Origin of the sequence: Litoribrevibacter euphylliae (assembly GCF_042646085.1) — a bacterium.
Classification (GTDB): Bacteria; Pseudomonadota; Gammaproteobacteria; order Pseudomonadales; family Litoribrevibacteraceae; genus Litoribrevibacter; species Litoribrevibacter euphylliae.
Genome location: NZ_JBHRSZ010000002.1, coordinates 536096 through 557063, shown reverse-complemented (window position 1 = coordinate 557063; position 20968 = coordinate 536096). Strand labels below are relative to the sequence as shown.

Annotated in this window: 18 protein-coding genes; 12 read left to right on the top strand and 6 right to left on the bottom strand. The window is 44.5% G+C overall.

Features of this window, described 5'->3' with window-relative positions:
* Window positions 1-61: 61 nt before the first annotated feature.
* Window positions 62-1384, bottom strand: coding sequence for an exodeoxyribonuclease VII large subunit (xseA, locus tag ACFOEK_RS04210; protein ID WP_386716622.1), 1323 nt, complete (start codon window positions 1382-1384; stop codon window positions 62-64).
* Window positions 1385-1540: 156 nt separating this feature from the next.
* Between xseA and guaB the strand changes: the two genes are divergently transcribed.
* From guaB to tadA, 3 genes are all read left to right on the top strand, one after another.
* Window positions 1541-3013: an IMP dehydrogenase gene (guaB, locus tag ACFOEK_RS04205; protein ID WP_386716619.1), complete on the top strand. Its 1473-nt coding sequence runs from the start codon at window positions 1541-1543 to the stop codon at window positions 3011-3013.
* Between the two features lie 118 nt (window positions 3014-3131).
* On the top strand, window positions 3132-4709 hold the full coding sequence (gene guaA / locus ACFOEK_RS04200; RefSeq protein WP_386716616.1) for a glutamine-hydrolyzing GMP synthase: 1578 nt from the start codon (window positions 3132-3134) through the stop codon (window positions 4707-4709).
* A gap of 92 nt (window positions 4710-4801) precedes the next feature.
* Window positions 4802-5317 carry a tRNA adenosine(34) deaminase TadA gene (tadA, locus tag ACFOEK_RS04195; RefSeq protein WP_386716613.1) on the top strand — a complete coding sequence of 172 codons (516 nt, stop codon included), beginning with the start codon at window positions 4802-4804 and terminating at the stop codon, window positions 5315-5317.
* 66 nt (window positions 5318-5383) lie between these two features.
* Here tadA and mltF read toward each other — a convergent pair whose 3' ends face one another.
* Window positions 5384-6892: a membrane-bound lytic murein transglycosylase MltF gene (gene mltF, locus ACFOEK_RS04190; RefSeq protein ID WP_386716610.1), complete on the bottom strand. Its 1509-nt coding sequence runs from the start codon at window positions 6890-6892 to the stop codon at window positions 5384-5386.
* Between the two features lie 219 nt (window positions 6893-7111).
* Between mltF and purL the strand changes: the two genes are divergently transcribed.
* From purL to ACFOEK_RS04175, 3 genes are all read left to right on the top strand, one after another.
* Window positions 7112-11014 (top strand): phosphoribosylformylglycinamidine synthase, encoded by a 3903-nt coding sequence (purL, locus tag ACFOEK_RS04185; RefSeq protein ID WP_386716607.1) that lies wholly within the window; start codon window positions 7112-7114, stop codon window positions 11012-11014.
* Window positions 11015-11347: 333 nt separating this feature from the next.
* Window positions 11348-12424: a DUF4062 domain-containing protein gene (locus ACFOEK_RS04180; protein WP_386716604.1), complete on the top strand. Its 1077-nt coding sequence runs from the start codon at window positions 11348-11350 to the stop codon at window positions 12422-12424.
* Between the two features lie 3 nt (window positions 12425-12427).
* Entirely contained in the window at window positions 12428-12739 is a 312-nt protein-coding gene (locus ACFOEK_RS04175; protein ID WP_386716601.1) for an NGG1p interacting factor NIF3, read from the top strand.
* 21 nt (window positions 12740-12760) lie between these two features.
* Here ACFOEK_RS04175 and ACFOEK_RS04170 read toward each other — a convergent pair whose 3' ends face one another.
* Complete coding sequence (locus tag ACFOEK_RS04170) at window positions 12761-13321, bottom strand: NUDIX hydrolase (RefSeq protein ID WP_386716598.1); 561 nt, start codon at window positions 13319-13321, stop codon at window positions 12761-12763.
* Window positions 13322-13632: 311 nt separating this feature from the next.
* On the opposite strand from ACFOEK_RS04170, the gene ACFOEK_RS04165 reads away from it, so the two are divergent.
* The 4 genes from ACFOEK_RS04165 (at window position 13633) to purT (ending at window position 16338) form a co-directional block, all read left to right on the top strand.
* Entirely contained in the window at window positions 13633-14250 is a 618-nt protein-coding gene (locus ACFOEK_RS04165) for a CoA pyrophosphatase (RefSeq protein ID WP_386716595.1), read from the top strand.
* A 47-nt stretch (window positions 14251-14297) separates the two neighbouring features.
* Window positions 14298-14822 carry a gamma carbonic anhydrase family protein gene (locus tag ACFOEK_RS04160; RefSeq protein ID WP_386716592.1) on the top strand — a complete coding sequence of 175 codons (525 nt, stop codon included), beginning with the start codon at window positions 14298-14300 and terminating at the stop codon, window positions 14820-14822.
* 98 nt (window positions 14823-14920) lie between these two features.
* The gene (locus ACFOEK_RS04155) at window positions 14921-15118 is read left to right on the top strand and encodes a DUF1289 domain-containing protein (protein ID WP_386716589.1); all 198 of its coding nucleotides are present in this window, start codon (window positions 14921-14923) and stop codon (window positions 15116-15118) included.
* Between the two features lie 38 nt (window positions 15119-15156).
* The gene (gene purT / locus ACFOEK_RS04150) at window positions 15157-16338 is read left to right on the top strand and encodes a formate-dependent phosphoribosylglycinamide formyltransferase (protein WP_386716586.1); all 1182 of its coding nucleotides are present in this window, start codon (window positions 15157-15159) and stop codon (window positions 16336-16338) included.
* Between the two features lie 67 nt (window positions 16339-16405).
* Here the strand turns inward: purT and ACFOEK_RS04145 are convergent, their stop codons facing one another.
* Window positions 16406-17248 (bottom strand): SDR family oxidoreductase, encoded by an 843-nt coding sequence (locus ACFOEK_RS04145; RefSeq protein WP_386716583.1) that lies wholly within the window; start codon window positions 17246-17248, stop codon window positions 16406-16408.
* Between the two features lie 170 nt (window positions 17249-17418).
* Complete coding sequence (locus ACFOEK_RS04140; protein ID WP_386716580.1) at window positions 17419-17841, bottom strand: CBS domain-containing protein; 423 nt, start codon at window positions 17839-17841, stop codon at window positions 17419-17421.
* Window positions 17842-18029: 188 nt separating this feature from the next.
* On the opposite strand from ACFOEK_RS04140, the gene ACFOEK_RS04135 reads away from it, so the two are divergent.
* Both ACFOEK_RS04135 and trmH read left to right on the top strand, forming a co-directional pair.
* Entirely contained in the window at window positions 18030-18731 is a 702-nt protein-coding gene (locus ACFOEK_RS04135) for a hypothetical protein (RefSeq protein WP_386716577.1), read from the top strand.
* A 140-nt stretch (window positions 18732-18871) separates the two neighbouring features.
* Window positions 18872-19567: a tRNA (guanosine(18)-2'-O)-methyltransferase TrmH gene (gene trmH / locus ACFOEK_RS04130; protein WP_386716574.1), complete on the top strand. Its 696-nt coding sequence runs from the start codon at window positions 18872-18874 to the stop codon at window positions 19565-19567.
* A gap of 9 nt (window positions 19568-19576) precedes the next feature.
* Here trmH and ACFOEK_RS04125 read toward each other — a convergent pair whose 3' ends face one another.
* Window positions 19577-20782: a GGDEF domain-containing protein gene (locus ACFOEK_RS04125; protein ID WP_386716571.1), complete on the bottom strand. Its 1206-nt coding sequence runs from the start codon at window positions 20780-20782 to the stop codon at window positions 19577-19579.
* Window positions 20783-20968 lie beyond the last annotated feature (186 nt).

The following is a 20968-nucleotide window of genomic DNA, read 5'->3' as shown; positions in this document are numbered from 1 at the left end:
TTTAGTTTTATCTGTATCTTTCAGGTCGAACTCATTCGACCCGAGCTCATTCGACCCGAGCTCATTCGACCCGAGTCACACTGGCTTCTATCTTCCCTTTCTTAAGTTGCACATCAATTTTTTCGCCGACCGTAACCTGATCACTTTGTTGAACGATTTTGCCATTGCTTGAGGTTATGGAATAACCGCGTTCCAGGGTATTTAGTGGGCTGATAAGCTGTAAGGACTTAATTAGGGATTGGAATTCGCTACGCTTGCTTATGAGCCGTTGCTGAATAGCGCGTTGTAGGCGTTGCTCCAGTTGACGAAGGTTTCCTTTATGATTCGACAGCTTTTGTTTTGGGTGATGTTTTAAAACTTGCTGTTCGAGTAGAGCTTGTTTATTTTCCAGAGAGCTTAGTGTTTGGCGGATGGCCGCTTTTAGTCGGAAATTTAATTCGTCTAAACGTTGCGCATCACGTTCAAGCTTTTGTTTTGGTGATCTCAGGTTGCTGCTTTGTACTGCCAGTTGATGATGTAAGAGTTTGAGTTTCTGACGAATGGCATAGATCAAGCGTTTTTGTTGATTGGCGAAACGGGTTTGCCATTCAAACTGGTCAGGGGTGACTACTTCAGCTGCTGCTGACGGTGTAGGAGCGCGAAGATCCGCAACGAAATCTGAAATAGTAAAATCGACTTCATGGCCTACTGCGGAAATAATTGGAATAGGGCAGCTGTAGATCATTCGGGCTAATTGTTCGTCGTTGAAGCACCATAGGTCTTCAATTGATCCGCCGCCTCGGCCAATAATCAATACATCGCATTTATTTTGACTGATGGCTGAATGTAATGCCGACATTATTTGCAGTGGTGCATCGCTTCCTTGCACTTGAGTCGGGTAAAGGGTGATGTTGGCCAGCGGAAAGCGTCGTTGTGTAACGTGCAGAATATCCTGAATTGCAGCCCCTGTGGGTGAGGTGATCACTCCAATTTCTCTGGCAAATGCAGGAATTAGTTTTTTATGTCCTGGTGCAAACAGGCCTTCCTGTTCAAGCTTTAGTTTTAATCGTTCATAGGCTGCTAGTAATGCACCTGTTCCATCATGTTCCAATGCGTTAGCAACTAACTGAAAGTCGCCGCGAGCTTCATAGAGGGTTACTCGTGCTTGGATCTTAACTTTGTCTCCATTTTTGGGGGGACGAATAACGCTGCGATTTTGCCCTCGAAACATGGCGCATTTCACCTGTGCTTTACTATCTTTCAGCGTGAAATACCAATGGCCGGAGGCTGCGGCTACAAATCCGGATACTTCCCCTGTTACTTCTACGGATAAAAAGTGTGTTTCCAATAAATCTTTGGTGTGTTTATTGAGTTCTGAAACAGAAAGAGGCCGGTTAAAAAGCATGAAAGAAGTGCTGCCTGGGTGACTAAATGGATGAATCGGAAAATATTATCAGTTTTATCGAAACTTTTGGATACGAATCTTGCATCTTTGAGTTTACCCGAAGCATTTACGAGGATATAATGTGCGCGCATAATTCATTAGCTTCAGGAATAAATTATGCTACGTATCGCCCAAGATGCATTGACCTTTGATGACGTTTTACTCGTCCCTCGTTATTCCGAAATTCTCCCTAAAGACGTGAGTCTTAAAACTCGTATCACACGTGATATCGAGCTGAATATTCCTTTAGTTTCAGCTGCTATGGACACAGTAACTGAATCTCGTCTGGCGATTGCCATGGCGCAAGAGGGTGGCTTAGGGATAATTCACAAAAATCTAACCATTGAGCAGCAAGCCGCAGAAGTTCGTGCCGTGAAAAAGTACGAAAGCGGGATTGTTAAAGATCCTATCACTGTTTCCAGTAATACCACGATTCGTGAGTTGATCGATATTACCCGTCGCAACAACATCTCAGGTGTTCCTGTGGTCGATGGTGATGAACTTGTCGGCATTGTGACCAGTCGTGATGTTCGCTTTGAACTGAATCTGGACGCAACAGTTAATTCAGTAATGACACCCAAAGATAAGCTGATCACTGTAAAAGAAGGCACCAGCGCTGGCCGTGTTAGAGAGTTGCTTCACATTAATCGCATTGAGAAAGTTTTGGTTGTAAGCGACGCTGACAAACTGGTTGGTTTGATGACGGTTAAGGACATCGCTAAATCGAATGCTTTCCCGAATGCCTGTAAAGATGATCAAGGTCGTTTGCGTGTAGGTGCCGCTGTTGGTACTGGCCCAGAAACGCCTGATCGTGTATCTGCTTTGGTAGCTGCTGGCGTTGATGTGGTCGTTGTGGATACTGCACATGGTCACTCAAAAGGTGTTATTGATCGCGTAGCTTGGGTGAAGCAGAACTTCCCTGAAGTTCAGGTCATTGGTGGTAACATTGCGACAGGTGAAGCGGCAAAAGCGCTTGCAGAAGCGGGTGCGGACGGCGTTAAGGTGGGTATTGGTCCAGGTTCTATCTGTACAACTCGTATTGTTGCCGGTGTAGGTGTACCACAGATCTCTGCAATTGCTAATGTGGCAGAAGCGTTGAAAGGAACAGGTGTTCCTCTGATTGCTGATGGCGGTGTTCGTTTCTCTGGTGATTTGGCGAAAGCGATTGTTGCTGGTGCAAGCGTCGTTATGGCGGGTAGCTTGTTGGCGGGTACTGATGAAGCACCTGGTGAAGTAGAGCTATACCAAGGTCGTGCCTACAAGTCTTACCGTGGTATGGGATCTTTAGGTGCGATGGGCCAAAGCCAGGGTTCCAGTGATCGTTACTTCCAAGATGCAAAAGAAGGCGTGGAAAAGCTGGTTCCGGAAGGTATTGAAGGTCGAATCGCATGTAAAGGACCTTTGTCGAATACTGTTCATCAGTTGATGGGCGGTTTACGTTCTTCAATGGGGTATACCGGTTGTCAGACCATTGATTCAATGCGTACGGAGCCTGAGTTTGTTCAGATTACCAATGCCGGTATGAGTGAATCTCACGTACACGATGTTCATATTACGAAAGAAGCACCAAACTACCGTGTAGGTGGTTAAATTACTGTGCTTTATCGAATAATGGGGCGTAGGCCCCATTATTTAATTGGGTAACTAAAAACTGTCTAAAGTTATCCATAACCGATGTTTTCTCTTATTTTCTAAGGAATTAATTTCCATGACTCAAGATATCCATGCTCAACGAATCCTTATTCTTGATTTTGGTAGTCAGTACACTCAGTTGATCGCACGCAGAGTTCGTGAAATCGGTGTGTATTCAGAGATCCACGCCTTCGATATGTCTGAACAGGATATTCGTGACTTTAATCCGAAGGGCATTATTTTGGCGGGCGGACCAGAGTCAGTAACAGAGGGCCAATCTCCTCGTGCACCGGAAGTAGTATTCAATCTGGGCGTGCCTGTATTGGGGATTTGTTATGGCATGCAAACCATGGCCGAGCAGTTGGGCGGTAAAGTTGAGTCATCCACTCTTCGTGAGTTTGGTTATGCGCAGGTGAAAGTTGAAGGACAAAGTTCTCTGCTTCACGATATCCGAGATCATCTAAATGACAATGGCGATTCCTTGTTAGATGTGTGGATGAGTCATGGTGATAAAGTTGTAGCTATGCCACAAGGCTTTGAGCTAATGGCTTCAACGGATTCATGTCCGATTGCTGGCATGTATAACGAAGAGAAGCGTTTCTATGGCGTTCAATTCCACCCTGAAGTAACGCATACACTTCAAGGTGGTCGCATTCTTGAGCACTTTGTTCTTGAGTTAAGTGGCTGCGAGAAGCTGTGGACACCGGCGAACATCATTGAAGATCAAATCGCTAAAGTGAAAGAACAAGTAGGCGACGGCGAAGTATTGCTTGGTCTATCCGGTGGTGTGGATTCGTCCGTAGTTGCTGCCTTGCTTCATAAAGCCATTGGCGATCAGCTAACCTGTGTATTTGTGGATAATGGTCTACTTCGTAAGAACGAAGGGGATCAGGTCATGGATATGTTTGCTAAAAACATGGGCGTACGTGTTATCCGTGCGGATGCGGAAGAGCGTTTCCTATCCAAATTGGAAGGCGTTGCTGATCCGGAAGCTAAGCGTAAAATCATTGGTAATACCTTTATTGAGGTATTCGATGAAGAATCGGCTAAGTTGAGCAATTGTTCGTTCTTGGCTCAGGGTACGATTTACCCTGATGTGATTGAATCTGCAGCTGCAAAAACCGGTAAAGCGCACGTTATTAAGTCTCACCACAACGTAGGTGGTCTGCCTGAAGATATGAAGCTTGATTTGGTTGAGCCTCTTCGCGAACTGTTTAAAGACGAAGTACGTAAGATCGGTTTAGAGCTTGGTTTGCCATACGACATGGTTTACCGCCATCCATTCCCAGGCCCTGGTTTGGGGGTTCGTATTCTTGGTGAAGTTAAGAAAGAGTATGCGGATATTCTTCGTGAAGCCGATGCGATTTTCATTGAAGAACTACATAAAGCGGATTGGTATCACAAAACTTCTCAGGCTTTCGTTGTATTCCTTCCTGTGAAATCTGTAGGCGTTGTGGGTGATGGTCGTCGTTATGAGTGGGTTGTCTCACTTCGAGCGGTAGAGACCATTGATTTCATGACGGCTCGTTGGGCGCATCTTCCTTATGAGCTTTTGGAGAAAGTGTCGAATCGTATCATTAACGAAATCTCAGGTATTTCTCGTGTGGCTTACGATGTGAGTTCGAAGCCGCCAGCGACGATTGAGTGGGAATAAAATAATAGTATTTCTCGTCTGTTCTCGCAGACGAGAAACCCTCATTATTTCAATTCATTCAAGCCATCCTTCCTCTCTATATTTCATTCAAAATGACGACGAATCAACTAACCCAAGACCAATACTGGATGAAGCAGGCTCTGAAATTAGGTGTTAATGCCTGGTTTGAGGGTGAAGTGCCAGTGGGTGCGGTGTTGGTACGAGATAATGTGATTATTGGTCAGGGCTGGAATCGTCCAATTACGTCATCTGATCCGACAGCTCATGCTGAGATTCAGTGTCTGAGGGATGCGGCGCAGCGCATTGATAATTACCGTTTGGTGGACACAACGCTATATGTGACGGTCGAGCCTTGCGCTATGTGTGCGGGTGCTATTATCCATTCCCGAGTGTCACGGGTGGTGTTTGGTGCTTCTGAACCAAAAGCGGGTGCGGTGTGCAGTCATCAACAGATGTTTGATCAACCCCAGTTTAATCATATGGTTGAGTGGCAGGGTGGTGTTTTAGAATCTTCGGCCAGAGTATTGATGCAAAACTTCTTTAAGTACCGTCGCAAGCCGTCAATGCTGCGCTACCAGGAATATTTAGCTTTGTATCAAGAGCTATAAAAAAAGAGAGCACAGGCTCTCTTTTTTATTTTGTTCGACTTTTACTTTTGCTCAATCCTTATTCATCTACAGCATGATCACTGGCGCTTCTAATGAGGTCGGTTGTTGCTCCTCACTCGTCTCATCTTCTTTAGCTTGCGCGATACGGATTTCTTCTTGTTGGTGATCGTACCAACGAAGTACATCGACATATCGACGGATATTCTGTACATAGATTACGGGTTCATACCCACGAGCATAGCCATATTTGGTTTTTTTATACCAGCGGCGATCTTGCAGTAATGGTAAGAATTCTTTTACGTCTGCCCACTTATCGGGATTTTTTCCACCTTGTTCCGTGAGAATGCGAGCATCTTCCAAGTGACCACGACCAACGTTGTATGCGGCTAAGGCAAACCAGGTTCGATCTGGTTCTTGAATGCGTTCGGGTAAGCTTTTGTGCAGACGAGTAAAGTACCGCGCACCGCCTTCAATGCTTTGTTTTGCATTCAGACGATTAGATACGCCCATGTCTTTCGCTGTTGGGCGAGTCAGCATCATAAATCCACGAACACCAGTTGGGCTCTTAGCTCTTGGGTTCCAATGTGATTCCTGATAACCAATAGCGGCTAATAAATAATAATCTTGCTGGTACTTCTCAGCAGCCTTTTCGATGGATTCACGGTATTTCGGCAAGCGTTTTCTGGTGTGGTATTTGAACGTTTTAGCGCCGACAAAATCCAGACGAGACTGGTGGCCGTAGTACTTTTCTTGTAAATACGAGATCTGCTCAGCAGTCGTTTCATCGCTTAAAAAATCGACCGCCTTGTTATATAAGCTGAGATCTTCAGACTTGGTGAATAACCAGCCAATTTCTTGATTATCTAGGCCGGAAAAGGCAACTCTAAGCTCAGGAAAGTAGGCTTGATAGGCTTCATAGTCATGATCAGAAGCGATCAGTACATCAAAATGTTGTGCATCTAACTCGGCAAACAGAGAAACAATGTCTGGAGATGGGATGGCTTCCCATGTTAAGTCTGGTAAAGCTTGAGTGGTGACTTGTAACCAATGCTCAGCTGGACTGTCTTTGATTACTGCTACCTTTTTACCAATTAGGTCGGTCGGTGCACCAGGCTTTACCGAGCCTTGGCGATAAATTGCAATGGTAGATGATGATGCATAGGTTGGAGATATTACTTGGTTGGCTTGAATATTTAATGCAATTCCGGGCGCTGCAAGCGAAGCATAACCTTGATTAATACTGTCGTAGACTTGTTCGATGCTGTCTACGCTGTACATGCGAAGTTTGACACCTAAACGATCCGCAAACTGTTTGGCTAATTCGTATTCGAAGCCAACAGTTTCCCCGTCTTTTTCAACCAGCGTGCGATCACTGTCAATGGTAACGACATTTAATGTACCTTCACGCTGGATCGTTTCTAGTTCAGTAGGGTGGGTACAGCCGAATAAGGATAGAGCTGATAAGAGACCAAGCACGACAGCACGACTCAGCTTTTGGATCGAATCCAAATGAGAAAATGCTGAAGTACGTCCAGTGTTTAGCCATCCTGTTTTTAAGATATCAATAAAGTTCAAACCTTAAAGACCTCATATCTCGACTAATATGTGAAGTAAATCACGAATTCATGTTAGTGGTGGTTATTTTATGTTCTTTTTTTTGAATGAGCATTCTAGTGTGATTAGAAGTGTGACATAAGTAGCCGTTTGTTTGCTTTTCCAGTATCATTCACGCCTTGAATTTCCAGCGTGAAAAAGCTGGGAATAGTCTAAATTATAGTCAGGGGCTTCCTCAGTATGCTTGAGCTTCGCGGTGCACCAGCGCTTTCCAAGTTTAAATCTGAAAAACTTCTTAACACTCTTCAATCCGCCGTCCCAGCTGTGACGGGGGTTTACGCAGAATTCATGCACTTTGTTTCTCTTGATGGAACACTCAGTCAAGATGAACAGACCATTCTGAATAAGGCACTTGAATATGGTCCGAGCGAGTCAGTTGAAGACTTGAACGGTACTCTGTTTTTAGTGGTTCCTCGTCCGGGAACGATTTCACCATGGTCCAGTAAAGCAACAGATATATTACATAACTGTGGGTTGCACAGTGTTCAGCGCATTGAGCGCGGCGTTGCTTATTATATTCGTACGGATTCGCCTGTCGAAGAGGCAACCAAGAAAGTCCTTGCTGACTTATTGCATGATCGCATGACGGAAGCGGTTTTCTCGTCCATGGGTGGTGCAGAGTTATTGTTTACCCAATCTGAACCTAAACCTCTAAGAACCGTAAATATTCTTGAGGGCGGTCGTGATGCTTTGGCAGTTGCCAACGACGATTGGGGATTAGCGTTGGCCGAAGATGAAATTGATTATCTGGTTGAGAATTTCAAGGCACTTGAGAGAAACCCTACTGACGTTGAATTAATGATGTTTGCGCAAGCAAACTCTGAGCATTGTCGCCATAAAATCTTCAATGCGGATTGGGTGATTGATGGTAAACAGGCAGATAAATCCCTGTTTAAGATGATCAAAAACACCAATGAGTTAAGCGGTCAGGACGTTTTAAGCGCTTATAAAGATAACGCTTCAGTGATTAAAGGTCATAAAGCAGGCCGTTTCTTCCCTGAACCTGGTGCGAATAAGTACGCGTATCACGAAGAAGATATCCACATCTTGATGAAGGTGGAAACACATAACCACCCAACAGCCATTGCGCCTCACTCAGGTGCAGCAACGGGCTCCGGCGGTGAAATTCGTGATGAAGGTGCAACGGGTATCGGAAGTAAGCCGAAAGCAGGCTTAACTGGTTTTACCGTATCTAACTTGAATATCCCAGGCTGGAAACAACCATGGGAAGGTGAATACGGTAAGCCTGAACGTATTGTTTCTGCACTCGATATTATGATCGAAGGGCCGATCGGTGGCGCTGCGTTCAATAACGAGTTTGGTCGTCCAAATTTGAATGGATATTTCCGTACCTATGAGCAACAAGCAGAAGGCGTTGCGGGAACGGAAATGCGCGGTTATCACAAGCCAATCATGATTGCAGGTGGCTTGGGTAATATTCGCAGCGAGCATGTTGAGAAAAAAGAAATTCCTGTTGGCGCTAAGCTGATCGTATTGGGTGGCCCTGCCATGCTGATCGGTCTTGGCGGTGGTGCAGCTTCGTCAATGGCCTCTGGTTCAAGCAGTGCTGACCTGGACTTTGCTTCGGTTCAGCGTGATAACCCTGAGATGGAGCGTCGTTGTCAGGAAGTGATTGATCGCTGCTGGCAGATGGGTGATGAAAACCCGATTAAATTTATCCACGATGTGGGTGCTGGTGGTATTTCTAACGCTTTGCCTGAGTTGGTGAGCGATGCTGGCCGCGGTGGCCGTTTCCAATTGCGTGACGTTCCAAATGATGAGCCGGGTATGTCTCCGGCGGAGATCTGGTGTAACGAATCTCAAGAGCGTTATGTGTTGGCGGTAGCTCCAGAAGACATGAAGCGTTTCGAAGCATTATGTGAGCGTGAGCGTTGTCCTTTTGCTGTTGTTGGTGAAGCAACGGAAGAAGAACACTTGCTACTAAACGATGAGCACTTCGAGAACAATCCAGTAGATTTACCTCTTCAAGTTCTACTTGGTAAACCACCTAAGATGCAGCGTTCTTTTGAAACGCAAACGGCAGAGTTGTCGGGCTTAAGTTTTGACGGTGTAACGTTGGATGAAGCCGCTAATCGAGTCTTAAGTCTTCCAACCGTTGCCAGTAAGAGTTTCTTGATTACGATCGGTGACCGTTCAATTACCGGCATGGTTAATCGCGATCAGATGGTTGGCCCATGGCAGGTGCCGGTAGCAGACGCTGCAGTAACAACGTCTAGCTTCGATACCAATGCGGGTGAAGCGATGGCGATGGGTGAGCGTACACCAATTGCTTTGATTAACGCTCCTGCATCTGGCCGGATGGCGATCGGTGAAGCCATTACCAACTTGGCATCAGCGTCTATTAATCAGATTTCAGACATTAAAATGTCTGCGAACTGGATGGCTGCAGCAGGGCATCCAGGTGAAGACCAAAATCTTTATAACACAGTAAAAGCTGTGGGTATGGAGCTTTGTCCTGAACTGGGTATATCAATCCCGGTAGGTAAAGACTCTATGTCTATGAAGACTGTTTGGGAGCAAGGTGAAGAGACGAAATCCGTCGTAGCTCCTTTGTCCCTGATCATTTCTGGTTTTGCACCTGTTAATGATGTGCGTAAAACCCTGACGCCTGAATTGAAGAAAGATCAAGGCGAGACTGACTTGGTATTGATTGATCTTGGTCGTGGTAAGAATCGTTTAGGCGGTTCTTGTTTGGCCCAGGTATTCAACCAAGTGGGTAATCAGTGTGCAGACTTGGACGACGCTGAAGACTTGAAAGCCTTCTTTGCTGTTATCCAAGGGCTAAATTCAGATGACAAGTTATTGGCTTATCACGATCGTTCGGACGGTGGTTTGTTCGCAACGTTGACTGAAATGGCATTTGCTGGCCGTACTGGTGTTGATATCAATCTGGATTATCTTGCAGACAGTGCTGACGAAGCACTTCAAGTACTCTTCAACGAAGAGCTAGGTGCTGTGATTCAGGTTCGTCGTGAGGACTTGGATTTCGTTCTGGCTCAATTGAACGGTGCCGGTCTGGGGGATTGTTCTGGTGTTGTGGCAAGTTTGAACGATGATCAGCAAATTCGAGTATCTTTGGATGACGACTTGTTGATTGATCGTAGCCGTGCTGAGCTACAACAGTTGTGGTCTCGTAACAGTTTTGAAATTCAAAAGCTACGTGATAATGCGGATTGTGCAGATCAAGAGTTTGCTAATATCTTGGATGATCAGGACCCAGGTTTGTCTGTAGATCTTACCTTTGATGTTAATGAGAACGTAGCTGCGCCGTATATTGCTAAGAGTGTACGTCCGAAAGTAGCCGTTCTTCGTGAGCAAGGGGTTAATGGTCAGGTTGAAATGGCAGCTGCTTTTGATCGTGCTGGTTTCGAAGCGATTGATGTTCACATGAGTGATATTCTGTCGGGCCGTATTACCTTGGATCAATTCCGTGGTTTAGTGGCTTGTGGTGGTTTCTCTTACGGTGATGTTCTAGGCGCTGGTGAAGGATGGGCTAAGTCCATTCTGTTTAATGCGCGCGCTCGTGATCAGTTTGCAGGATTGTTTGAACGTGAAGACAGTTTTGCATTGGGTGTGTGTAACGGTTGTCAGATGTTATCTAACTTGGCGTCATTGATTCCTGGTACAGACCACTGGCCTCGTTTTGTTCGAAACGAATCTGAACAATTTGAAGCTCGTGTTGCTATGGTTGAAGTGCAAGATAGCCCATCGATTCTGTTGCAAGGTATGTCAGGCTCTAAAATGCCGATTGCTATTGCGCATGGTGAAGGGCGTACTGAGTTCCGTGATACAGCGCATTTAGATACTGCTAATACAAGCGGTACAGTGGCGATTCGCTATGTGGATAACTATGGTCAGCAGACGCAACAGTATCCATTCAACCCTAATGGTTCTCCAATGGGGATTGGCGGTTTAACTAATGATGATGGTCGTGTGACTATTATGATGCCGCACCCTGAGCGTGTGTTCCGTAAGGTTCAAAACTCTTGGGCTCCAAGTCAGTGGAATGAAGACGGTGCGTGGATGAGAATGTTCCGAAACGCTCGCCGCTGGGTGGATTAATCGCTCGGTTATACCCAAAAGGGCCGCATGATAATGTCATGTGGCCTTTTTTGTGACGTAAAATGTGAAAATAATCTGAAAGTATTACTTATGAACCTGCTTTTGGCGTAGATGAGCGTTTTCATGAGGTTAGGTTCATGTATACTAGATTCTTATTCCTAACTTTGGTTAGGGTAGTGCTTGTTTATTGAACAGTTAATAACTGTCTACACTTTACAATAACTGCTTTTATTACTGATTTATCAAAGGAAGATCTGAAGTTATCGCGTCTGAAATGCTAATCCACTGATGGATAGAATAAGAATACAGGCGTTGTGATAGGGATAGTTGTATATGACGTTCAGAGAGGTGGAAGTGAAAGACCAACGTTATCGTGTTTTTATCGCTCATGACGTGACCGAATTGGAATCTGTTGCTGTAGAAGCAAGCTTTGAGCTTGTGAAGCACCAGTGCATTCCAATGGGCATTGGTTTAAATCCTTCGTCTCAAAACAATCACTGGGAAGTTACCCGTTCCATGATTGACGAATCGGACGTGGTGTTTTTATTGGTTGGTAATTCTTATGGTGAACTTTCCCCGAGCGGCGTAAGTTATGTGCACATGGCTTATATTTATGCCACCACTCAAGGTAAACCTATCTTTCCTTTTTGTTTAAAAAGTTCAGAAGCGTCTGTTTCCAAGAGTGCGCATTTACAGGAGTTTCGCAAATTTCTGTCTTCCCATAAGGTTCGTTATTGGACATGCTTAACGGATCTGCGTAAACAATTGCTTATGGCGATTCGTAAGCTGAAAAGCGCTCATAATTTAGGCTTGATGCCTGTCTCGTCACAATCGACGATTACTTCTCAAGAAAATGTCTCTGGTCAGTTATCTCAAACCAACCAGATGAAAGAAATCAAAGCACTGAAACGTGAGCTTGAAGAAGCCAAAAAAGCCCTTGCTTCCGCACCATCAACCTTGGTTACGTCTTCTAATGTTGCTTTGTCGAAAGTTGCTCCTTCTAGAAATAAACGAGTTACGGTGTCATTTAGCGCTAAGGTGTTTAGTGGTGGTAATTTCAAAACCATTTCTGAAACTTGGAACATGACTTGGGATACTGTCTTTCTGGCGGTAGCGCCTCACATGCTTAAACCCATTTCTGAAGAAAAGATACGCTTGGTGATCTCGGCTGCATTAGCCAGTGATGTTCAGGAACCAATCAAGGCCAGGTACCCCGATTCTCATGCTGTGGCGGATATTCGCCTTTCCAATGATAGTATTAATCGGATTAAGATTTATCTGAGAGGTCAGGATCTGATTCGGGAAGTCATGCAAGGGCGCGATATTCGGTGGATGCTGACGGAGTCAGGCGATGCGTACCTCACTGAACTTTATACAGATCAATCTGCGACAACCTCAATTAATTCATAAGTTATGTACAAGCTTGCGATCTTTATTCCTGAGAGTCATCTTGAGCAAGTGAAAAGCGCTATGTTTCAAGCGGGTGCTGGGCGTATTGGTAATTACGATCAATGCTGTTGGCAATCCAAAGGGCAAGGGCAATTCCGGGCTCTCAGTGGCTCCAACCCTTACATTGGATCGCAAGGTGAGGTTGAGTACGTGGATGAGTACAAAGTCGAACTGGTCTGTGATGATGCTTTGCTGGTCGGCGTGATTGAAGCGATGAAATCAAGTCACCCTTATGAAGAACCCGCTTACGATGTTATCCAGTTGGTTGATCTGTAAGATAGCTCTTATTTTTTGACATCATTTTTTGATGCGATTTGCAAAATCGATATGGTCCACCAGTAACTCCATTTCATTAATGGCAATCTGATTAGCTCTGGCTTTAAGGAAATGCCGTAATGTTCTTTTTACCGTTGGAAATGCAATGTCGTCCCACGGAATCTCTTCTTCAGAAAATAACTCTACTTCAAGTGATTCAGGTCCGGAACTGTATTCTAGATCGGAAAGTTCAGCGGTAAAAAACATGTGAACTTGGCTGATGTGAGGTACGTCGATGACGCTAAGGAGTTGACCCAACTTTACTCTGGCGTTGGCCTCTTCAAGTGTTTCACGAACCGCTGCATTCGGAGTTGTTTCTTCATTTTCCATAAAACCTGCGGGTAGAGTCCAGAAGCCTAGTCTTGGCTCGATCGCTCGCTTGCACAGTAGAATCTTGTCCTGATGAAAAGGAAGTGTGCCTGCGACAATACGAGGGTTTTGGTAATGGATTGTTTTGCATTGGGTACAGACGTGTCTTAAGCGATTGTCCATGTCTGGAATTTCAAGAGTTACCGGGGCACCACACGCACTGCAAAACTTCATTACTTTATCCGACTATACTTGTTGTATTAGAACGCTTTTATATTAATCCAGATAATAAGTGCAACATTCAAAAGAAACGATTTCACCATAGCTTGATGTATTGGTGTATGGATCAGTGTTTCATTAGCGATTTTGATGCGAATAATTATCTAGCCTATATCCGTGCTTTACATAGTAATTCTCTGGAAGTGCATAACGCAACTATTGTTAGGTGCTTCGCGCAGGTCGTAAAATCTTGGCGCAGAATGGCTTGAATCATTTTTTGTTCTCATGGTTCAATGCTGGGATGTTTATTGTATTGAGGAATACCTTTGTCTCGTTTGGTTTGTATGAATGATTTACAGCAACGGCTGGACAATCACACTCCTAATGCTATTGGGCTTGAATTACCTGAAGCCGCTGTTTTACTTGCCATTACTCAGGATCAAGATCAGCCTGAAATCATTTTTACACAACGGGCAAATCACCTTAATTCTCATGCGGGGCAGGTGGCCTTTCCTGGTGGTAAAAAAGATCCTGAAGATGCCTGTCTTGTTGAAACGGCACTTAGAGAAACGGAAGAAGAAATTGCTCTTCCAAGAGAGTCTATACGATTATTAGGTCAGTTGAGCCAAGTTGTTTCCCGGCAAGGTATTCTGGTTTATCCCTACATTGGTTTGGTGGAAGGAACACATCAATTAGTGGCAAACCAAGGGGAATTGGATGCCATCTTTCATGTGCCTGTGGACTATTTTCTGCAAAATGAACCGGATTGTTTTGATCGTATTCAGCATCCTAAGGGAGAGGTCTATATCCCTTGCTATTTCTATGAAGAGTATGAAATTTGGGGGCTGAGTGCGATGATACTTAGTGAGTTTTTGGATGTTGGATTTGATGCCGGTTTTGATTTATTCAGCAAGCCGGACGACTCCAGGATTCGTTATCGCTGAACGTGATTAAAATAAAAATTAAATAATAATAGCTAAGAGGATTGAGCATGTTGTATGCACTTGGGGATGTCAAAGTAACGTTAAAGTCGCCCAATATCTATGTTGCACCGAATGCGACTGTCATTGGGAATGTCGTGCTCGAAGAGCATTCCAGTGTTTGGTTTAACGCAGTTATCCGTGGTGATAATGAATTGATACACATTGGCGAAGAGTCCAATATCCAAGATGGAACTGTCATTCATACCGATGCAGGTTATCCGCTTACATTAGGTCGTGGTGTGACAATTGGTCATAAAGCCATGCTTCATGGCTGCACGATTGGTGATTACAGCCTAGTCGGGATAAATGCAGTCGTGCTAAACGGCGCCAAGATTGGTAAGTATTGTTTAATTGGGGCCAATGCCCTCATTCCAGAAGGGATGGAGATTCCAGATGGCTCTTTAGTGGTTGGCTCGCCTGCCAAAATTAAACGCGAATTATCTGAGGCCCAGAAAAAGATGCTTGAGTTAAGTGCCCAGTATTATGTGAAAAATGCTGACTTTTTTCGGCGTACACTAGAGCCAATGGCATAACCGTATAATAGCTTCCGTATCGTCGTGCCTATCATTTGATCAATCTGTTCAGTAAAATGGCGCTCTTTAAGATTTGTACGTGTTAAATAGAGTATTGTATGTCAGAACAGATTGATAAGCCCGTTCCTTCTCCCTGTGTGAGTATTTGTTATTTGGATGATGATGATATCTGTCAGGGCTGTTATCGCTCTGGTCAGGAAATTTCCCAATGGGGGGCGTTTTCAAATTCTGAAAAGAAAGCAGTTATGGAACGCGTACGCGAACGAGAAAAAGCGTCGTTTAATTTTATTGGTTAATGTCGGAATCGATTTATCTCGAATAAAAGGAAAATACTATGGCATCAATTGGTACGCCATTAAGCCAGTCTGCAACGAAAGTCATGATGTGTGGTTGTGGCGAGTTAGGAAAAGAAGTCGTCATCGAACTTCAGCGTTTGGGTGTTGAAGTAATTGCCGTAGATCGTTATGCCAACGCTCCTGCAATGCAGGTGGCGCATCGCTCGCATGTAATTGACATGCTTGATGAACAAGCATTGAGAACAGTAATTGAGCAAGAAAAGCCGGACTTGGTTGTGCCTGAAATTGAGGCCATTGCAACACAAGCTTTAGTTGAGTTAGAGGCAGAAGGCTTTAACATCATTCCAACAGCAAAAGCCACGCAGCTGACGATGAATCGTGAAGGCATTCGTCGCTTGGCGGCAGAGGAATTGGCGCTGGCTACTTCACCTTATCAGTTTGCAGACACCAAAGAGAGCTTCGAGCAAGCGATCAACGCCGTTGGTATGCCATGTGTTGTAAAGCCTATCATGAGTTCGTCAGGCAAAGGTCAATCGGTGGTTCGTGCTGAATCCGATATTGATTCTGCTTGGGCTTATGCACAAGAAGGGGGACGTGCTGGCAAAGGCCGTGTGATTGTGGAAGGCTTTATCGATTTCGATTATGAAATTACTTTATTAACCGTGCGTCATTGTGATGGTGTGAGCTTCTGTGAGCCCATTGGTCATATCCAAAAAGAGGGCGACTATCGTGAGTCTTGGCAGCCTCAAGCGATGTCGAGGGAAGCATTAAGCGCTTCCAAAGACATTGCTGAAAAAGTGACTGCTGCTTTGGGCGGTCAGGGCGTATTTGGTGTCGAGTTGTTCATTAAAGGTGATCAAGTATATTTTAGCGAAGTCTCCCCTCGACCTCATGATACTGGATTGGTGACGTTGATTTCTCAAGACTTATCGGAATTTGCGCTTCATGCCCGAGCGATCCTTAATTTGCCAATTCCTAATATTCGTCAACATGGTCCATCGGCATCTTGTGCATTGTTAGTGGAAGGCGAATCGAATCACGTCCGCTTCTCTGGTTTGACTGAAGCTATGGCACAACCAGATACGCAGATCCGTTTATTTGGTAAGCCTGAAGTCTCTGGTAAGCGTCGAATGGGCGTGACGTTGGCGAGAGGAAGCGATGTTGATGACGCCAGAGCGATTGCTCGTGATGCCTGTCAGAAGATTACTGTAGAGCTATAAGCTTATTTGTGATTCTCTAAGAACGACCCGCATGGGTCGTTTTTTGTGTCTGCTGTTTTAATGCCTGTTACTTCAATAAGTTAAGCCCAAATTTCTTGGAGAGAATCTTATCCAGCAGAGGTGTTGGCAACCATCGTTTTAGGAAAGGTAATGTGATACTGCCATTGCCAATGTATTGAATTGAGACGGGGTTGTCGGTAAAACACTGCTTGATGAGCGTTTTGCAAAATTCATCCGTTGATGTTGGGTTATCTTGAGATGCGTTGGCGCGTTCCATAATTTTTTCAAAAATCTGTATATATCGCTTAAATTGCTCCCGGTTCTTTTCAGTTCCAGCCATTGCGTTGTTCCCGAAGCTTGATTGAATGGCACCAGGTCGCACATCAACCACTTTTACATTAAAGGGCGCCAGTTCCATTCTCAGTGCGTCGGTCAACGAATGTACTGCGGCTTTACTTGCGCAATACGCACCGGAAAACGGCGTGGTGAGTATGCCGGAAACCGAACCGATATTGACGATGAGACCTTTCTTTTGATTAATCATATTTTGGGTAAAGGCTTGTGTAACACGTACAATACCCGTGACATTGGTGGCCAGTTGTTTCTCTAGATCTTCAATAGGAAGTTCGGCCACGGGGCCAATGGCTGCATAGCCCGCATTATTGATGATGGCATCAATAGCAATGTTCTCTTGCTGGAATTTGTCTGCCAGTTGATCAATCGATGCTTGATTTGTGACGTCTAAGGCGTAGGTTGAAATTCCTTGCTCGGAAAGCGAAGCCAACTTATCTGCATTCCGTGCGGTTGCTAATACTTGATACCCTTGCCGACTTAATTCGATAGCAAGGGTTTCTCCGATACCAGAAGAGCAACCTGTAATGAGAACCGTTTTAAAGAGTTTTGACGTCATGGATTGTTCTTCCTTGATTGTTCTGCTTTGACTGAACCATGAAATTGTTTTTAAACGCTGAAAGCGCTCATCACTGCACATATAAAAGCGCCCATATTGGCCGATAATAATGTCGGCTAATATGGGCGTTGTCCAGAATCTTCAGGGGTGAATTTTGTTTCAAGTATTCATTAAATATGAGTCGATTTCATTTGTTTAATATGGAGTTTAAGTGCTGTCAGTACATCCGTTCGGCTGATTACCCCTAACAGTCGTTCGTTTTCCACAACGGGGTAAACTCTTGGTCGATTGCTTTTCATTTGTTGAGCTAGATCGATAATGCTGGTTTCTGGAGAAATACTCACTATGTCGCTTTGCATGACATCTTTGACCACGGCATCTGAGTATCCGTAAAAGCTTTCGTTCAAGATTTTTCCGATGCAATCTTGTTCAGACAAGAACCCAATCACTTTCAGGGATTTGTCGACCACAGGTAAGCCCGTCAGTTTATTTTTGCATAAGGCGGTGGTCGCGACGATCAAAGGCGTATCTGGGGTGAGAGGTAAAATACTTTCATCCATGCACGATCTTACTTTTATGGATTCGATACTCATATCGGGTTCCTTGTTGGCGCGTTCTATAGAGGTTTTTGATTATTATCTTTCCAGTATAGACCCCATTTTTTTGTTGTTATTGACCTAGATCTTTTTTTCATCTTCGTATCATTCTGACGAAAGAGTCGCGAGATCCTCTAAATGGAATTAAACTGTTGTTAAATAGATCTTTTTTATGGGTATGAGTTGTGTTTGAAGTCATTTTTCAGGGTAAAGTGATTGAAGGTGCCGATGAGCAGGAAGTTCGAGCCAATGTAGGGCGGATGTTCAAAGCGGATGACGCCAAATTGAATGCGTTGTTTTCTGGGAAAACAGTGGTCATTAAAGGCGGCTTGGATGAGGCGACAGCTCAGAAATATCTCGCTGCGATGAATAAAGCGGGTGCTCAGGCTGAAATTCGTTCTGTTCAGAAGAAGGAAGCGCCTAAGCCTCAAAATCCAGCCTCTTTTATGGCGAAGGATTTTTCTAAACCTTCTATGTCGGCAGTCGCAAAAGCTCATGAAGAGCGTAAGCATGAAAGAGTAGAGCGTGTCGAGAAAGTCAAAGAGGCCGAACCGATTGGCATTCCCGTTCCTGAGGTTTCCGAAGCATCCTCTGAGGAAGTTCAGGCGGCTATGGAGGCGTTAAAACATTCTGATGAAAAGCCGCCAGAACAGGTTTCAGCAACAGCTACGGAGAAAGATAAGAAGCAAGGTGACCAGCAGAGTGTGGGAGATTTATCCATTGCTCCGACTGGAAGCTTGATTCTTCCTGAATCTAAAGAGGAACCTGTTGAAGCTCCGGATACCGATCATCTGACGGTCAAGCCGATGGATGGCTATTTAGTTGAGCCTGAACCAGAAAAAGAAGTTGAGGTGCCTGATACCAGCCATCTTAAACTGAAAGAGTAGGTGTTCTTTTTTTCTCTGCTTGGCTCCCAGTTAGCAATGCATTCTTTATTGGGTATAATTCGCAGCCTTAAATTATTCCTCATAGATTCGTGCTTCTAGAAGGTTTTTTGATAGAGGCGCACAAAAAGAGAAGTTGTTGGATGACCCCTGAACGTTTTGCCAAATTACAACACACCTTAAGCCGCAGACAGCCTGATCTTAGAGTGTTAACGGATCACGTACACAAGCCTCACAATATTGCGGCGATTGTCCGAACTTGTGATGCAATGGGCGTGGCTCATCTTCATATGGTTTGGCCTCATGATCAATTTGGTCGTTACAGCAAAACGGCATCCGGCAGTGATCGTTGGGTGACGGTCCATTCTCATCAAACGTCACAAGAAGCCATTGAGTTACAAAAGAAAGAAGGTCGTAAGGTCATTGCGGCGCACTTCTCGGATCGTGCCATTGATTTCAGGGATTATGATTACACTCAACCAACGACTTTGTTATTGGGGCAGGAGCTTTTCGGTGTGTCTGATGAGTCTGCGGATATGTGTGATGAGCATGTAGTGATCCCAATGCAAGGCATGGTGGAGTCGTTCAACGTATCCGTTGCAGCCGCAATCATTTTAAGTGAAGCCCAGCGTCAACGTGACGCCGCTGGGATGTTTGATAAATTGAGTCTTGATCCGGAAGAATATCAACAGACGCTATTTCGCTGGGCACATCCACAAGTAGCGAAGTTCTGTGATAACAAGAAGTTGCCTTATCCGGCACTGAACGAAGAAGGCGACATTGAGAATGCTGCTCAGTGGTCTCAAAGTGTCAGAGACGTTCCTAATAAAGAAGACTAATTCTTTCTGCTACGCAGCAAAGTGGTGTTTGTAGGCAGGTTCTGCAAGCACCACTTGATTTCTGCCTCGTTTCTTAGCGTTATAAAGTGCCGCATCGGCACGAGAAATTAAATTCTCCGACTTCATATGATCTTTCTTTGGAAGGAAGATGGTTACACCGACGGATAAAGTAAAGCTCGGTGAGCCAGGTAAATCATGAAACACCACCTTAGCAAATTCGGTGCGAATTCTTTCAGCACATTCCATCGCTGCGTATTTATCAGCTCTTGGTAGGAACAGAATAAACTCTTCACCACCGTAACGAGCCAGCAAGTCGTTTTTGCGTAAGCACTTCTTGGCAGTATCAGCAAATTGCTGAAGTACTAGGTCGCCTGCGTTATGCCCGTAGGTATCATTGATTTGTTTGAAGTGATCCAGATCGAGTAAGCAGATCGAGAATTCACTGTCGTCTTTTGCTTGATCAATATAGGGCTGTAAGCAATCGGCGAAGTGACGTCGATTTGGTAAGCCAGTTAATTCGTCTGTGATCGCTTGAGTGCTAAGTTTCGAGAGCACTACTTGTAATTCGTTATTGGTACGATGAATCTCATCGCGCTGACGTTCTATCTCCATGTGCTTGCGAATCAGTTGCGCTTTTTTGATTTTATTTTCGTTTCTGAGTGCATGAACTTCATGACCAAAATAAGAGAACCAAACTAATAGAATACCAAGCACAGTCCACTGTACTAAGTTGAGTGTTAAATTGAAGTGCGAGGCATTAGTTGCAATATCGTTTGCTATGACTAATCCGTAGCCTGACAGGGCTAATACAGAAAGAGCGAGGTACTGTCTGGCGGTGAGGCGGAAAATACCAAACATCAGAATAACAAAATAGAGAACTAAGACGACGCCTCGAACAGACTGTGTAATCGACAGCAAGTAGGTGACCCACAGAAAGCCTGGGATCATTTGTTGGATAGTCAGAGACGGGTCTTTAAACTTTAAGTTGATATTGCTTTTGATGAGATAATAAAAAGTAGCCTGGATGATCAGTGAAAAGGCCGATGCAATACCAATCTCTATAATGCTGGTGCCTTCCGTTTGATTGGTTAAAAAGTACAACCACACAATGGTGCCGCAAACAATGTAGGCGGCAAAGCCCATCATTAATCGCTTCATACGTACTTTTTGTTTGCTGTGAACGTCATCGCTCAAAGCTACGGAAGTCTTACTCATGATTACTCTGTTTTAATAGTTGTTATGAGAGTTAAGCTAAATTAAATGCTGATATAATTATTAATAGTAAAAACTAACACGTTATTGCGTTAGGGACATTTATGATTCGTTCCTTTTTGTTAAGGGAAGTTGAACACTGTGTCTAAGAATTACATATAACTTAGCTTCTTTTTGCTCAAGTTTATG